11 protein-coding genes are annotated in these 14,944 nt (G+C 48.1%); 4 read left to right on the top strand and 7 right to left on the bottom strand.

The annotated features are described in order from the left end of the window. The 6 genes from D9Y29_RS14965 to D9Y29_RS14940 all read right to left on the bottom strand — a co-directional run bounded on the left by D9Y29_RS14965 (window position 1) and on the right by D9Y29_RS14940 (window position 6,840). Window positions 1–1,194, bottom strand: a complete 1,194-nt coding sequence (locus tag D9Y29_RS14965; RefSeq protein ID WP_127129563.1) for an efflux RND transporter periplasmic adaptor subunit — start codon at window positions 1,192–1,194, stop codon at window positions 1–3. Further along, window positions 1,172–2,425, bottom strand: coding sequence for a TolC family protein (locus D9Y29_RS14960; RefSeq protein ID WP_127129561.1), 1,254 nt, complete (start codon window positions 2,423–2,425; stop codon window positions 1,172–1,174). The genes D9Y29_RS14965 and D9Y29_RS14960 overlap by 23 nt, the downstream gene beginning before the upstream one ends. Beyond that, complete coding sequence (locus tag D9Y29_RS26920) at window positions 2,409–4,340, bottom strand: efflux RND transporter permease subunit (protein WP_127129559.1); 1,932 nt, start codon at window positions 4,338–4,340, stop codon at window positions 2,409–2,411. The genes D9Y29_RS14960 and D9Y29_RS26920 overlap by 17 nt, the downstream gene beginning before the upstream one ends. Then, the gene (locus D9Y29_RS26915) at window positions 4,337–5,632 is read right to left on the bottom strand and encodes an efflux RND transporter permease subunit (protein ID WP_127129557.1); all 1,296 of its coding nucleotides are present in this window, start codon (window positions 5,630–5,632) and stop codon (window positions 4,337–4,339) included. The genes D9Y29_RS26920 and D9Y29_RS26915 overlap by 4 nt, the downstream gene beginning before the upstream one ends. 166 nt (window positions 5,633–5,798) lie before the next feature. After that, window positions 5,799–6,206, bottom strand: coding sequence for an HYC_CC_PP family protein (locus D9Y29_RS14945; protein WP_127129555.1), 408 nt, complete (start codon window positions 6,204–6,206; stop codon window positions 5,799–5,801). Window positions 6,207–6,291: 85 nt separating this feature from the next. Then, window positions 6,292–6,840, bottom strand: coding sequence for a DUF305 domain-containing protein (locus D9Y29_RS14940; RefSeq protein WP_164735416.1), 549 nt, complete (start codon window positions 6,838–6,840; stop codon window positions 6,292–6,294). A 194-nt stretch (window positions 6,841–7,034) separates the two neighbouring features. Between D9Y29_RS14940 and D9Y29_RS14935 the strand changes: the two genes are divergently transcribed. Continuing rightward, entirely contained in the window at window positions 7,035–7,913 is an 879-nt protein-coding gene (locus tag D9Y29_RS14935; RefSeq protein ID WP_127129550.1) for a hypothetical protein, read from the top strand. Window positions 7,914–7,973: 60 nt separating this feature from the next. On the opposite strand, the gene D9Y29_RS14930 is transcribed toward D9Y29_RS14935, so the two are convergent. After that, complete coding sequence (locus D9Y29_RS14930; RefSeq protein WP_127129548.1) at window positions 7,974–9,008, bottom strand: LLM class flavin-dependent oxidoreductase; 1,035 nt, start codon at window positions 9,006–9,008, stop codon at window positions 7,974–7,976. Between the two features lie 453 nt (window positions 9,009–9,461). On the opposite strand from D9Y29_RS14930, the gene D9Y29_RS14925 reads away from it, so the two are divergent. The 3 genes from D9Y29_RS14925 to D9Y29_RS14915 all read left to right on the top strand — a co-directional run bounded on the left by D9Y29_RS14925 (window position 9,462) and on the right by D9Y29_RS14915 (window position 14,936). After that, window positions 9,462–10,049, top strand: a complete 588-nt coding sequence (locus D9Y29_RS14925; RefSeq protein ID WP_127129546.1) for an RNA polymerase sigma factor — start codon at window positions 9,462–9,464, stop codon at window positions 10,047–10,049. Window positions 10,050–10,135: 86 nt separating this feature from the next. Beyond that, window positions 10,136–11,323, top strand: a complete 1,188-nt coding sequence (locus tag D9Y29_RS14920; RefSeq protein ID WP_127129544.1) for a FecR family protein — start codon at window positions 10,136–10,138, stop codon at window positions 11,321–11,323. 220 nt (window positions 11,324–11,543) lie between these two features. Beyond that, complete coding sequence (locus tag D9Y29_RS14915) at window positions 11,544–14,936, top strand: SusC/RagA family TonB-linked outer membrane protein (RefSeq protein WP_127129542.1); 3,393 nt, start codon at window positions 11,544–11,546, stop codon at window positions 14,934–14,936. Window positions 14,937–14,944 lie beyond the last annotated feature (8 nt).

Raw genomic sequence — 14,944 nt, 5'->3', positions numbered from 1 at the left:
TTATTGAAGTATTTGATATACTTTGATAAAACTTTCACTGTCTACCAGGAAATAAGCGTTGGCTGCTATTTCCCGGCCACTGAGATCAGACAATACCTGAACCCATTCTTTATCTTTTATGCCTGTTTTGATCTGCACTGGATTGAACACATTGTTCTCCCTTATGAAAACAATAGCCTGCTGACCTTGCATCCAAACCGCCTCCATAGGCAACCACCAACTGTTCCTGTACACAACGGGCACAGAAGCTGTCAGTAATCCTCCAGCCTGAAACCCTTGCTGGTTAAGATAAACACGGGCCAGCGTAAAATTTTCACCATTACGGAATACAGGTTCTATCAATCCAATCTTCCCGGAGAACATATCTGTTTTGTTTTCATTTCTCCAGAAAAGCAGCGGCTGTCCATTTCTGATCTTTGCAGCCATTTCAGGAGGAAAGGCAAATTCAGCCAGCAACTGCCCTGATTGATAAATCGTGAAAATGCTTTGTCCCGCAGTAACGTATTGTCCTTCACGCAGCAGTACAGGAGTTGCAGCAGGTGCGTTGGCGGTAAAACTATTAACAGAAGTACTTGTTCCTCCCATTCCGGACATAGCTTCACCTGCAGGTGCAGCAGTTTTCGGCGAATTCACAACCGGAGCAACAGTCGTTTTTTCAAGGATATAGCCACTTGCCGGACTGAACACAGGCACGCGGTATAATATCTTTCCGCTTCGCAGCACATCAGCGATCTGTGCCGGCAGCATGCCTGCCAGTTGCAGTTTCTCTTTGGCCCGCTGCAACATGGCCGCATCGTTTGTGCCAGCCAGGTAGAGCAGCTCTTGTTGAGCCGCTGCGAGGTCAGGAGAGTAGAGCTCCATGATCAGTTCCCCTTTTTTTACCGGCTGGTAATTGTATTTTATCAGCAATCTTTCAACTCTTCCTGATACACGGCTGCTGATACTGGTCTGATGCCTTGTATCATAATTCACTATTCCATATATTTCATTGGAAATGATCCGGCTTCCGGGAATACCTTTCACAACAGGGATAGAGGCTATCACCTGCTGGTTTGCGGGTTGTGCGAGCTGCTTCACATCATTACCGATGCCTGCTTCCTTATGTCCACCGCTATGCGCCGGTGCTGTTTTCTCTTTACAGGAAATGAAAAACAACACTACTGCGATGACACTAACGATATAACTGTTTTTCATAATCAACTATCATTTCGTACAACTTTAATTTTTCGTCCAGTACATTCATCTGCATCATGGTCACGGCTTCCCAGGAGTCTATCACATTACCAAGATTCATCTTGTTTTCCTGGTAGGAGAGGAAGTTCAGGTCCATGGTGCGTTGCAGGGCAGGTATGATCTTTTTCTCCATACCTTCAATGCGTTGTTGCATGGTGCGCAGTTCATATAGCATACCATATAGCATGCCCTGTGTTTCCTGCAACATTGCTGCCTTTTCTTTTTCCATTCCCTGAATGCTGAGTTGCATTGCCTTTACTTCATTCCTGTACATTTTTGCACTCCATGGTGCAATGGGAATACTTATCATGCCCATGATACTGTAGGCCTGTGGCATCATTTTCGCCAGAGGGCTCATATGATCGAAGCGAATGCGGAAATCAGGCTTCCTGTCCAGCTTCATGCTTTCCACATTCAGTTGCATGCTGCGGATGGTTTCGTTCATTTTAAGGATGTCTTTCCTTTGCATTGCAAGTGATGCCGTATCGTAACTGGCTGCAGGCGTGAATACCGGCTGGTACGTGGTATCGATATCGAACTGGCTGTTGCCTTTCGCATTCATCAGGCTGTTAAGCCAGCTGCGAGCTTTGGCGATAGTTCCGTTTTGCATTCTTACCATATTTCTGTTTTCCTCTATTTTCGATTCCGCTTTAAACACGTTGCCGGCAAGCGACTGATTGTAGGGATATCGCACTTCTTCAATTTTCTTCATGGTAAGCATGATGCTTTCATTTTCTTCCAGCACTTTTATCCTCTCCCTTGCAATGAGCCAGTTGAAGTAAAGCCGCTTTGCCTGTGCTTTCATTTCGTTCAGCGTGATGGCCCTGTTGGCCCTTTCCACTGCTCCCTGTGAAGCTATATACTGCTTCTTTGCGCGTTGTTTGGCGGGATTGGGTATATCCTGTTCTATTTGCAACATGAGATTGCCTTTGTCACGGTCATCCATGAGCTTTTGTCCCGGATAAGGCGTCATGAAGGTGCCGATCCCTGCCATGGGCGCCATCCAGGCTGTACTGGCTTCAGCGCTGTAGCGATAGCTTTGCGCCTTCAGTTCGTAGGACTGCAACAGGATATTGTTCCGGTCTATTCGTTGCAGAATACTGTCGAGGCCCAGCACAGGTGTTGGCTGCCCCTGCGTTAGGGCAGGCAGCAACAACAATGTATATGCGAATATTTTAGTGAGCCGTTTCATGTATTTCTATTTTACCGTATTTGCGTAATTCATATTCTTTGGTCATCAGGAAGATGAGCGGCGTTACCAGCAGGATATGCGTTGAGCTGGTAAGTACGCCGCCGATCATCGGCAATACAATAGGTTTCATCACATCTGTACCAACGCCGGTTGCCCAGAGTACCGGGATAAGACCGAACAGGGACACACAGACGGTCATCAGTTTCGGCCGCAATCTTTTGGCGGCGCCACGGATCACATATTTCTTAAGGTCCTCCCTGGTGATGGTGGCCTCAGCATTTCCTTTTTCCTTTACCAGTTGGGCCATAGCATCGTTGAGATAAATTACCATCACGATACCTGTTTCCACTGCAATACCGAACAGGGCAATAAAACCTACGGCAACCGCCACGGATAGATTAACATCCCAGAACCAGATCATGTAAGCCCCGCCGATCAATGCAAATGGCACTGTGATCAGGCTAAGAAAGGCTTCACGCAAAGAATGGAAGGCGAAATAGAGCGAGAAGAAAATGATCAGCAATACTACGGGTGCAATCCAGAGCAGGGTCTGCTGGCCGCGGATCAGGTTTTCATATTGCCCGCTCCATTCCAGGAAATATCCCTGCGGTAAAATTCCTTTCGCGTTGTTCATTTTTTCAACGGCTTCTTTTACGGTGCTGCCGAGGTCACGGTCGCGTACATTGAAGAGCACAGCGCCGCGGAGCATGGCATTTTCGGAAGTGATCATGGGTGGGCCGTCTTCGAATACCACATCCGCTACGGCAGACAGCGGCACTTCACCCATGGAGGGGGACATCAACGGTATGCGTTTGATGCGTTCGGGGCTGTTCCTGTATTCCTGCGCCAGCCTTACGTTGATGGAGAACCGCTGACGTCCTTCGATCGTCTGCGCCACAGGAGCTCCGCCCAGCGTTGTTTCCACAGCCTGGTTCACGTCATCCACTGAAAGATCGTATCTCGCCAGCTGATCACGCTTCACATTGATGCTGAGATATTTTCCACCTGTAACGGGTTCCACATACAGATCGGCAATGCCGGGTGTTCCCTCCAGCGATTGACGCACACGTTCAGAGACTGCGGCGATGGTATCCAGGTTTTGCCCGTACACTTTTACACCCACATCCGTTCTGATGCCGGTAGCCAGCATATTGATGCGGTTGATGATGGGCTGCGTCCATCCATTCACCACTCCCGGTATTTGCAGTTTTGCATCCAGCTCGTTGATGATATCTTTTTTGGTGATGCCTTCGCGCCATTTGTCTTTCGGTTTGAGCATGATAATAGTCTCGATCATGCTGATGGGAGAATTATCCGTAGCTGTATTGGCGCGGCCCGCCTTGCCCAGTACTTTGTCAACTTCCGGTACGGTGCGAATGATTTTATCCTGCACCTGCAAAATCCGTTTTGCTTCACCGTTAGATACATCAGGCAGTGTCACAGGCATGAAGAGAATACTTTGTTCATCCAGTGGCGGCATAAATTCGCTGCCGAGACTTCTGAGCAATGGAATGGTGATCACCAGTGCAGCCAGGTTAATGGCCAGGGTGGTCTTTCGCCATTTCAGCACCGTTTTGATGATGGGTTCATAGATTTTTTCCAGTACGCGTGTTACGGGGTTGGCATTGTCCGGCCTGAATTTCCCTTTCATGAAAAAAGAGATGAGCACCGGCGCAAGTGTGATCACCAGTATAGCATCAACTATCATGATGAAGGTCTTGGTCCATGCCAGCGGGTGGAAGAGTTTGCCTTCCTGTCCCGTGAGCATGAAAACGGGGAGAAAGGAAGTGATGATGATCACAGTAGCGAAGAAAACGCCGCGGCTCACCTGCTTGCTGGCGCCTTCCACCACTTTCAGGCGCTCTGCATCGGTGATCCATTTTTCCTTTTTTATCTTTTTGCTGAACCAGCTCATAGTTGTTCATTTTTTTGTTTTTCCTGCCATAAGGCATATCGTTCCGCGAGATGCTTATAGGCATTCTCGCTCATGATGATGCCATTGTCTACAATCACCCCGATGGCCAGCGCAATGCCGGTAAGGCTCATGATATTGGAACTGATACCAAATGCATTGAGCAGAATGAAACTGGCCGCCAATGTAATGGGGATCTGAATGATGATGCTGAGTGCGCTCCTCCAGTGGAACAGGAATACGATCACTACAATAGACACAACCAGCATTTCCTCCAGCAGGGTGCGCTTGATGGATTCCACCGATTCCGAAATCAGTTCACCGCGGTCATACACGATATCGAATGTCACTTTTTCGGGAAAGCCTTTCGCCACTTCTTTCATTTTCTCTTTCACACTGTTGATCACGGCGGCCGCATTCTCGCCATAACGCATTACCACGATGCCGCCTACGCGTTCGCCTTCGCCATCCTGGTCGAAGATCCCGAGACGTGTTTCACCCGTCATCTGAACCGTTCCGAGATCTGAGACACGTACAGGAATACTGTTCTGGTTTTTGACTGGGATATTCCCGATCTCTTGCATCGACTGTAAATAGCCGGAGGTCTTGATGATATACCCGATATCGCTCAACTCAAATTTCCTCCCGCCGGATTCATTGTTATTGGCCCGGATGGCGTTCAGAACTTCGGTTATTGATAATCGATAGTATAGCAGTTTGTTGGGATCCAGTGTTACCTGGTATTGTTTCTGGAAGCCGCCGAAACTCGCGATCTCGCTTACGCCATCCACATTCTGCAACGCAAATTTCACGTACCAGTCCTGGAGGGCCCTTTGTTCGCCCAGGTCCATTTCCGGAGCGTCGAGTGTATACCAGAGGATATGCCCAACGCCGGTGCCATCCGGTCCCAGCTGAGGCGTAACGCCGGTGGGCAGGGAGCGGGTAACAGTGCTGAGTCTTTCCAGCACCCGCTCGCGGGCCCAGTAAACATCCACATCATCATGAAAGATCACGTAGATAAAGCTCATGCCGAACATGGAAGATCCGCGCACATATTTGATTTTGGGAAGCCCCTGCAAATTGGTTACAAGTGGATAGGTGATCTGGTCTTCGATCAATTGCGGGCCACGACCCATCCATTCTGTAAATACGATGACCTGGTTTTCAGAAAGATCGGGAATAGCATCCACCGGGTTTTTCTTCATGGCAAAAAATCCCCAGATAAAAAGGATAACGGCCAGCAACAGAACGATATAACGGTTCCTGAGAGACCATTCAATAATACGATGTACCATACTGACAGTTTTCAGTACAACACAACATGCAGACAGAACAACCATCAACGCATGATGCCTGTAAAAATGAAAAAGTAGAATAATGAAAAACTGATCACAGCGTAGCGGGGCAGGAGGAAATGCTACAAAATGCTGTATCTAAAATTACCTGCCGGAGAGGCGGGTATCAAACGCGGAAATGACAATGTTGAATATGCAACCGAAGCGAGCTGAACAATGGAGGCGCATGCGTTTTGGGAAGCACCTCTGCACTGCTTTTTAGAAATATATCAGGCATTACAATGTAAGAAACAGGAAGGATATGAAAGAAAGCTTGAGCGAATTTGAACTGTACTTCTCCTGCCTGCTGATGGTCTTTTTCCAATTTCAGCATCCGGTGCTCATCCTTGCAGCAGCTCTTCATGCAGGGCTTTGCAGCTTTTTTGGGGGCTTTACAACCGCTGCATGAACCCTTCTCCTTTTCTCCCACCCGGATATCCACCAGCTGGCCTTTGCAATAATGCAGGTGCACCGTGGCGCCCGCTGAACTGCCCAGGTAAATGAAAGCCAGTATGAAAACCAGGAATTGTTTCATGCAACACAAAAATAGGGTGCTGCGTAAACAAGCTGTTATATAATTATGGAGAAGTTTTCAGAATTGTGGAATAAAGGAAACCGGGTCAATGGATGCCCCTGCGTTCATTCAACCATTTCTGAAGCCATTGTATCTCGGCTTCCTTGTCTGTTTTGATCATGCCGGCCAACTTTTTGATGTCAGCATCTGCGCCATGCACAATAACCAGGCTGGCCATTTCTATGGCGGCCTGATGGTGGTGGACCATCAGCATGGCGAAATCCTGATCGGGATCACCTGTAAGACTTTCCTGCTCTGCAAGAAGGTCCATTTTGTCCATTACTTTTTTCATTTCCGTATTGAATCCGGCATGTTCTGTATGCGGCATGGGGCGGTTGTTGTTGAGAAACAATTGCAATGCAGCAATCTCTTCTTTCTGTTTTTGCATTATTGTTTTCACCATTTCGGTCATTGCAGGATCTCCGTTATGTTCCAAAACAAGGTTACCCATATTGAGAACTCCCGAGTGATGAAGCTGCATCATCCGGGCAAAATGATTATCCGGATCACCGTGCAGGGAGGCATTGTTCATTTCCTGCATCATCTTATGCATGACCTCTGCCATTTTATTATCGTTTTGTACAGACGTTTTCATAAAGCATCGCTTTAATTCAACGGTCAAAAATATCATACCAGCATTCCAATCATTAGTTCAGTGGAATAGCATCTACAAATGATGAAAGTTCTTTGGAAATGGTTAACAGAACTGTAGTACATTTTTTTGTAAATTCAGGAACCCGCAGAAAACTACTCTTATTCACATCTACCATTCATCATCAATAGCCTCACATGAAACGTCTGATCCTTTTGATCTGGTTCGCAGGAGGTTGTATGCAGCCATCTTCATCCTGTTCTGAAAAAAACAGCAGCAATTCCTTTCAGTTCATCGGCAGCACTCCCGGTGACGCAACTATTAAAACAATCATGGGCATCGATACCGCCAGCAGTATCCACTTCATGCGCTGGGACCTCCGATTGCAACCCAATTCAAAAGAAACAGGAAACTTCGTTCTGATCCTTCGCTATGGTTTGAGCAAACCCAACACCCAGGATTTCATCGATGGAGGAGAGAAGAGAATAATAAAAGGACGATATGAGCACAATGGATCGATCATTCACTTTATGGGCAATCAGGCCCAATTCTCATTGCGAAAAATCGACGAAAATGTTTTTCATCTCTTAAATGTAAAATGGGAATTAATGCAGGGCAACGCCGGATGGAGTTACACTCTCTGCAGAGCGCATCCTTTAGTTACCAGCACCAACATACCTATTCATTCAAGCTTTCTCAATAAGGATAATGATACTGCAACAACCATTGAGTTCACCGGAAGAACACCCTGCCAGGAGATTGCACAACAAATGAACTGGAAGGTAAGCAAAGAATGCTGGAAAATGAAATGGGTCCTGACCCTGAAGCGTGATCCAGTAACCCTCGAACCTGCCGGATTCATCATGCGTCAAACCAACATTTCAGGAGAACGCATTCAGGGAAAATGGGAAATCGATAAAACGAAACAGGGAAATATCCTTTCGCTCATAATCAACAACACTACGCCACCACTGGATCTGCTCATAGGCGGTGAATACGTTCTATTCATACTCGACAATCAACGGAGGCCTTTGCCAGGTAACAGCGAATTCAGCTTCACACTTAACAGGGATTAATCATATAACAAAGAATACCTCACCGGAAACCAGTGAGGCATTCATATTTCTACACTGAAATTATTGTCCCAAATGCTTATTCACTGCAGGCGCCACTTTAGTGCCAAGCAGTTCGATGGCATGCATCACCTGTTTATGCGGCAATGTGCCTACACTGATATGAAGGAGGAATCGTGTAAGCCCGAACAATTCGTGATAGTGTAAGATCTTATCCGTTACTTCATTGGGATCTCCTACCAGCAATGCGCCTTTCTTAGTGCGTAATGCCTGGTATTGTTGCGGGCTCATGGGAGGCCATCCGCGTTCCTTTCCGAGCTGCGTCATTACATGCTGGTAAGGAGGATAGAATTCCAACGCGGCCTGGTCGGAACTATCGGCTATGTATCCATGTGAGTGAACACCGATCTGCATTTTTGCAGGATCATGTCCGGCTTTCTCATATTCTTCTTTATACAATTTCACCAGCGGCACAAAATGATCGGGGCTTCCGCCGATAATGGCCAAAGCCAGTGGCAGTCCATATTTCGCAGCACGGACCACAGATTGGGGAGTACCGCCCACTGCCACCCATACAGGCAGTTCCTGCTGGTAGGGGCGCGGGTAAATACCCAGGTTATGGATCGCAGGGCGATGCTTACCCTGCCAGTTGATCTTTTCCGATTTGGTGAGCTGGACCAGTAATTCCAGTTTTTCAGAAAAGAGCTCATCATAATCGTCGAGATCATAACCGAAGAGGGGAAAGGATTCGATGAAGGAACCGCGACCAGCCATGATCTCTGCACGGCCCACCGAGAGCAGATCAAGCGTGGCAAAATCCTGGAACACACGTACAGGATCATCTGAACTGAGTACTGTGACTGCACTGCTCAGTTTTATCTTTTTCGTTTTCGCCGCAATGGCGGCTAGGATCACGGCAGGAGAGGAGGCAACAAAATCCGGGCGATGGTGTTCGCCTACAGCAAAAACATCCAATCCCACCTGTTCCAGCATCACAGCTTCTTCCAGCAGATCGGCCAGCCTTTGCTGTGGTGAAATGGTAATGCCTGTGGATGGATCAGGAGTGCGCTCAACAAAAGTACTGATGCCTATTTCCATAATTCGTGATTTAGTACAGAGCTAACAAAATCCAACAGCTAATTGTTCAAACATCAAAATAGCGGTACAAGGGCAAGAATATCTATATTACATAATTCCCCCCCTTCAGCCTGACGTTCTGCTGCCCCTGTAAAGCCCTGTGGCACATTTAACTTCTCCGTCTGAATCAATTTCGCGAACGCCAACAGTACCCCGTTCCAGCTTGCTTACGGTGCGGATCATGCGCATTTTTACCCAATCATTAACGTACCCGCACCTGCGGGGGGTAATGCAGGGGGCGGGGTATGAAAACCGGCCTTTAAAACATAAGCTCAACAGCCCATCTATACTACAAAAGCTCCATCTCTCCAATCAAACCCTCAATATCCCCCCAAAGCGCCGGTATGTTTTATCAGCCGTTTTTCATACCCCGCCCCCTGCATCCGGTTTATTTTTCTATTTTTACAATTGCCCATGCCAGCTGAATTACTACATACCAGTCAGGAATTGCTAAACCGTATTGCTGCAGGCGACCAGGAAGCTTTCGCCTCCCTGCACCATCAATACTGGGATGAATGTTATGGGCTTGCCCTGGCCTTTTTGAAGTCACCTGACCAGGCCGAGGATGTGGTACAGGATGTATTCCTGAAGCTTTGGGTGAAGCGGAGCAGTCTTCCCGCCATCAAAGATTTTACTCCTTATTTTATGGTGATGGTCCGTAACGAGATCATCAATTATCTCCGGCAACTGGCGCAGCGGCAAAAGAAACACGCGCAATATGTATCAGACAACAGCGTGCATCTGCAGCAGTTCTTTTCTGTTTCCGATGCAGACACTGCCTCCATTATACAGAAGGCGCTGAGCGAATTGACGGAAAGACAACAACAGATATTCTCCCTGAGCCGCGATAACGGCCTCTCCCATGAAGAGATCGCTGAGCAGCTCGGCCTTTCCAAAAAAACCGTATCCAACACCATTACCCAGGTCCTCAACCACCTCCGGATAACCCTTTACCAACATGGCCTGATGGCCTGGCTGGCATGGATAGTTCTGAAGCGGTAAAACTTTTTCAAAAAAAATAGAAAAACAGACGGGTGTACCTGACTTTTTTTACGTGGTAGCTTACAGACAGGCTGAATCATCAACCTATGAACCAACATTCAACATCTTTTCTGAGCTTACTTACAGGCTATCTTACTGACGGACTCAGTGCAGAGCAGCATTCCGGTTTCATGCAGCAATTGCAGGAACCCGGCAATCAGCAACTGCTGGAACAGGCCATCGATGCGCTGGCTGCTGAAAAAGCCTTCAATGATACAGGCAATGCTGCTCTGAAAGCGCGTAGCCTTCAACGGTTGTTGCAACAGATCAATGCAACTCCTGAGAAACAGAAAGCAACTATCAGATCAATGAATAAAAGATGGATGGCAGCCGCCGCCATTGCAGTATTGGTAGCGGCAGGGGCCTGGTTATGGTTCAGCCAGCATCCGGCGGACAAAAAAAATGTTACCATCACCGCATCGAAAACCGGCAACGACCTGGAGCCCGGTAAGGACGGCGCTATCCTGGTACTGGCCGATGGAAGGAAAGTATTGCTCGATAGCATGCCCAATGGAACGGTAGCGCAGGAAAAAGGTGCAGAGCTCATCCTCAGTAACGGCACCTTGCAATACAACGTAAACGATCTTCCTGTAGCTGCCCGGGGTTTCAATACCGTGAGCACGCCCAGGGGCCGGCAGATTCAGCTTAACTTACCTGATGGAACACGCGCCTGGCTGAATGCCGGCTCTTCATTGCATTTTCCCACTGCATTCAGCGGCCCTGACAGAAAAGTGGAAATGACAGGAGAAGTGTTCTTCGAAGTTGCGAAGGATGCTGCCCATCCGTTCATTGTAAAAATGAACAACAGCACAAGCGTGGAAGTATTGGGGACCTCCTTTAACGTGAATGCCTATGTGAATGAACCGGCCATCAGCACCACCCTGGCGGAAGGGACGGTAAAAATGGTTTACGGTCAGCAGGCCATCACCCTGAAACCTGGCCAGCAGGGCTTTACAGCCAATGCAGCCCTGAAGATGAAGGAAGTGGACGTATCTGAAATAACGGCCTGGAAAGAAGGTCGCTTTGAACTCTACGGTAATATCAAAGATATAATGCGCCAATTGCAGCGCTGGTACAATATCAACGAAGTGGATTACCAGGGCGGTACTGAGAACCGCATGCTGGTGGCTACCATTGCCAGATCGAAAAAACTCTCGGAAGTTCTCGCTATCCTGGAAAGAACGGGTTCCGTCAATTTCAGTATAGAAGGAGAGAAAGTTATCGTTAAGCCTTAATCTTTTATTGGAGCAAAAAAAACCGGAAGTGTTGGAGCCACTCCCGGCGAGTATTGAGTTACCAATTTTCAATTTGTTGGAATTGAGACCAGCAGGCTTTTAAAGGCTTGCCGGAACTGTATTGTATAACCCAAAACTGTACAAAAGTATGTATTTAACTGCTTATTGTAAAGCCGCAAAAAGAAGGCAGCGGCTCTTACAATCCAAAACGGTTCTGATCATGAAGTTTACTGCGATCTTATTGCTCAGCGCCTGTCTGCAGGTATCTGCCAACGGGTACTCTCAACAGGTGACCATGAAAATGCGCAATGCTTCCCTGAAGGAAGTGATCGGCGCATTCAAGAAACAAACAGGCTACTACTTTGTGTACGACCTGCAGCTGATACGCCAGCAACCCGCGCTGGACGTAGATTTTAGGAAAACCACGCTAACGGAAGCACTGAACATCTGCTTCCGCTCACTGCCACTGGAATATGAGATCACGGAAAAAACAGTGATCATCCGGCCACGCAGGCTGATCATCAATCCCGCTTTATCCATTTCCGACAATAACAATATTTCCGTCAAAGGAAAAATAGTGGACGATTCCGGTAAACCGGTGGAAGGCGCCACCATCACACTAAAAGGCGCTAAAAAAGGAACAGCCTCCAATGCGCAGGGGATCTTTTCGCTGAGCGATATTCCCGGAGACGGGGCGCTGGTTATTTCCAGCATCGGATTTGAAAAAAGAGAAGTGAAGATCAATGGCCGTGCTGACATTGGTACAATTGTCCTTCGTGCAGCGGCCGACAATATCGATGAAGTGGTGGTCACCACCGGTCTGTTCAAACGTCCTGTTGAGAATTTCACCGGCGTGGCTACCACCGTTTCCGGCGACAAGCTCCGCAACGTGAATGCCATGAGTGTTTTCGATGCGTTAAAAGTATTCGATCCCGCCATGCGTGTGCCCGATAACCTGCAATTCGGTTCCGATCCCAACAGGCTGCCACAGCTGAGCCTCCGCGGCACCAACAATTTCCCGGTACAGGGAGATGCTGGCATTCCCGCATCAGGCGCAGATTTCACGGCTGCCTGGCAAAGCAATCCCAGCATGCCGCTCTTTATCCTGGACGGATTTGAAGTGAGCCTGCAAAAGATCTATGACCTCGATATCAACCGTATTGCCCAGATGACCATCCTCAAGGATGCAGTTGCTACTTCGGCTTATGGCTCTCGCGCGGCCAACGGGGTGATAGTAGTAGAAACAAAACAACCACAACCCGGCAAACTCACGGTTACCTACAGCAACAATATCCAGATCACAGGTCCTGATCTCACTTCATACAAACTCCTCGATGCCCGTAGCAAACTGGAAGCTGAAAAGATTGGAGGATTGTACACTGCCTCCGCAAGCAGGCCCGAATACCAGTACCACTGGGACCAGCTGTATGCTGAAAGAAGGGCTGCAGTAGAAAAGGGCACAAATACATACTGGCTTTCACAGCCCCTGCAAACGGGGGTTGGACAAAAACATTCGATCTTTGCAGAAGGTGGCGATTCGCATATCCGTTATAGTGTGAGTTTCGGTTACACCAGCAACAAAGGTGTAATGAAAGGTTCCAATCGTGATACCTATGAAGGCGGCATGAACCTGAGTTACCGAAAGGGAAATATCCTGGTGCGAAACCAGCTAACGATAACGGGCAATCGCTCAAATAATTCACCCTGGGGCGATTTCTCAACTTATTCCAAACTCAATTCGTACTGGAGTCCATACGATTCAGATGGCAATGTGCAGAAAGTTTTGGAAGTACTCACCGTTCCGGGCTATGCAGGCATTACCAATGTGGCCAATCCAATGTACGACGCCACGCTCGGCACTACCAACCGTTCCAAATATTTTGGATTCAACAATAACACTTACCTGGAATACAGGTTCCGCGGAGGTCTCAGGCTCACGGGCAAACTCGGTCTTACACAACAACAGGACCAGGGAGATATCTTCCTTCCGGCAGACCATACCAGCTTTGTGAGTATCACAGATTTCAATTCAACCGAATACCTGAACAGGGGATCCTACACGCGCAACAACAGTAACTTCTTCAACTATGAAGCAAGCCTGGTGTTTGACTACAGCAAGAGCTTCGGCAAGAGCCTATTCTTTGCCACGCTTGGCGCTTCAGCTGCACAACAAAACAGCAATGCCACAGCCGTAGTGGTGCGCGGGTTCCCCAACAATACCTTTGATGAGATCTATTTCGGCAGGGAATACCTTTCCAATAGCCGTCCAACCGGCCAAAGCAATATCATACGCCGGATGAGCACCTTCTCCAGTGTGAACTATACCTATGACCGACGCTTCCTGATGGACTTCTCACTGAATATGGACGGCTCTTCACAATTCGGATCAGACAACCGAATGGCGCCTTTCTGGGCCGTTGGTCTTGGCTGGAACCTCCACGAAGAATCCTTCATGCAGCAACTGGTGAAAAGCAGGCTCGTGAACAGGTTCAAACTGCGTGCAGGACTGGGAACAACCGGCAGCCAGCAATATCCGCCGTCTATGGCAAAAAGCACTTATTCCTACAATACTTCGCAGGAGTATCTCGGCATGTTCGGCGCCAGCCTGATCACTTATGGTAACGAAGCGCTCAAATGGCAGCAGACACTGAAACAAAACATCGGTGCAGATATCACCATGTGGAATGAAAGGATCGTGCTCCGCCTGGACGCCTACCGGGAAACTACAAACGATTTGTTGCTGGACATCACCACTCCGCCCTCACTTGGCGTAGGAGCCTACAAGGAGAATATAGGCAAACTGCTCAATACTGGCGTTGAAGGCACCCTCACGGCTTTCATCATCAAAAAAGACAAACAATCCATCTTCTGGAATGTGATGGTGAACGCCATTCACAACAAGAATGAGATCAAGGAGATCTCCAACTCACTGCGCACAATGAACGAAAAGAACGATGCCACTACAGGAACACTGCAAACCAAACCACAGCTGAGGTTTGAAGAAGGACAAAGTGTGAATGCCATCTGGGCCGTTCGTTCAGCAGGTATCGATCCCAGCAACGGTAAAGAAGTGTATATCACCAGGAGCGGAGAACTCACTTATAACTGGAATGCGGCCGACAAAGTGATTGTAGGCGACGCACTGGCCACCATCAGCGGCAACCTGGGCACACAATTCAGTTACAAAGGGCTTCAGCTCAGTGTATACGGCAGCTACCAGCTCGGTGGAAAACTGTACAACCAAACATTGGCAGACCGCGTGGAGAATGCAGATATCAGGTACAACGTAGACGAACGCGTATTACTGGGAAGATGGATCAACCCCGGCGATGTCACTTTCTTCAAAGGGCTCAGGGATATCAATGGCAATACAGTAACCACTGCCACCAATGCCACTTCGCGTTTTGTACAGACCAATAATTTCCTCGACCTGGAAAGCATCTCTCTTTCCTATATCATCCCCAACAGGATCACAGCAAAATGGAGATTGCAGAACACACGCGTGGGCTTCCAGGTGAACAACCTGGCCAGGATCAGTTCCATCCAGGTGGAACGCGGCCTGTCTTACCCATTCGCCAGGAATTTCACCTTCAATTTGACCACTGCTTTCTAAAATATTAC

Origin of the sequence: Pseudoflavitalea rhizosphaerae (genome assembly GCF_003991355.1) — a bacterium.
In the GTDB taxonomy this organism is placed as follows: domain Bacteria; phylum Bacteroidota; class Bacteroidia; order Chitinophagales; family Chitinophagaceae; genus Pseudobacter; species Pseudobacter rhizosphaerae.
Note: the sequence above shows the minus strand (reverse complement) of the source record. Positions and strands in the feature narration are given on the sequence as shown.

Coding starts and splice junctions, on each gene's coding strand:
- D9Y29_RS14965 (WP_127129563.1), bottom strand. CDS start 1,194: ATGAAAAACAGTTATATCGTTAGTGTCATCGCAGTAGTGTTGTTTTTC.
- D9Y29_RS14960 (WP_127129561.1), bottom strand. CDS start 2,425: ATGAAACGGCTCACTAAAATATTCGCATATACATTGTTGTTGCTGCCT.
- D9Y29_RS26920 (WP_127129559.1), bottom strand. CDS start 4,340: ATGAGCTGGTTCAGCAAAAAGATAAAAAAGGAAAAATGGATCACCGAT.
- D9Y29_RS26915 (WP_127129557.1), bottom strand. CDS start 5,632: ATGGTACATCGTATTATTGAATGGTCTCTCAGGAACCGTTATATCGTT.
- D9Y29_RS14945 (WP_127129555.1), bottom strand. CDS start 6,206: ATGAAACAATTCCTGGTTTTCATACTGGCTTTCATTTACCTGGGCAGT.
- D9Y29_RS14940 (WP_164735416.1), bottom strand. CDS start 6,840: ATGAAAACGTCTGTACAAAACGATAATAAAATGGCAGAGGTCATGCAT.
- D9Y29_RS14935 (WP_127129550.1), top strand. CDS start 7,035: ATGAAACGTCTGATCCTTTTGATCTGGTTCGCAGGAGGTTGTATGCAG.
- D9Y29_RS14930 (WP_127129548.1), bottom strand. CDS start 9,008: ATGGAAATAGGCATCAGTACTTTTGTTGAGCGCACTCCTGATCCATCC.
- D9Y29_RS14925 (WP_127129546.1), top strand. CDS start 9,462: ATGCCAGCTGAATTACTACATACCAGTCAGGAATTGCTAAACCGTATT.
- D9Y29_RS14920 (WP_127129544.1), top strand. CDS start 10,136: ATGAACCAACATTCAACATCTTTTCTGAGCTTACTTACAGGCTATCTT.
- D9Y29_RS14915 (WP_127129542.1), top strand. CDS start 11,544: ATGAAGTTTACTGCGATCTTATTGCTCAGCGCCTGTCTGCAGGTATCT.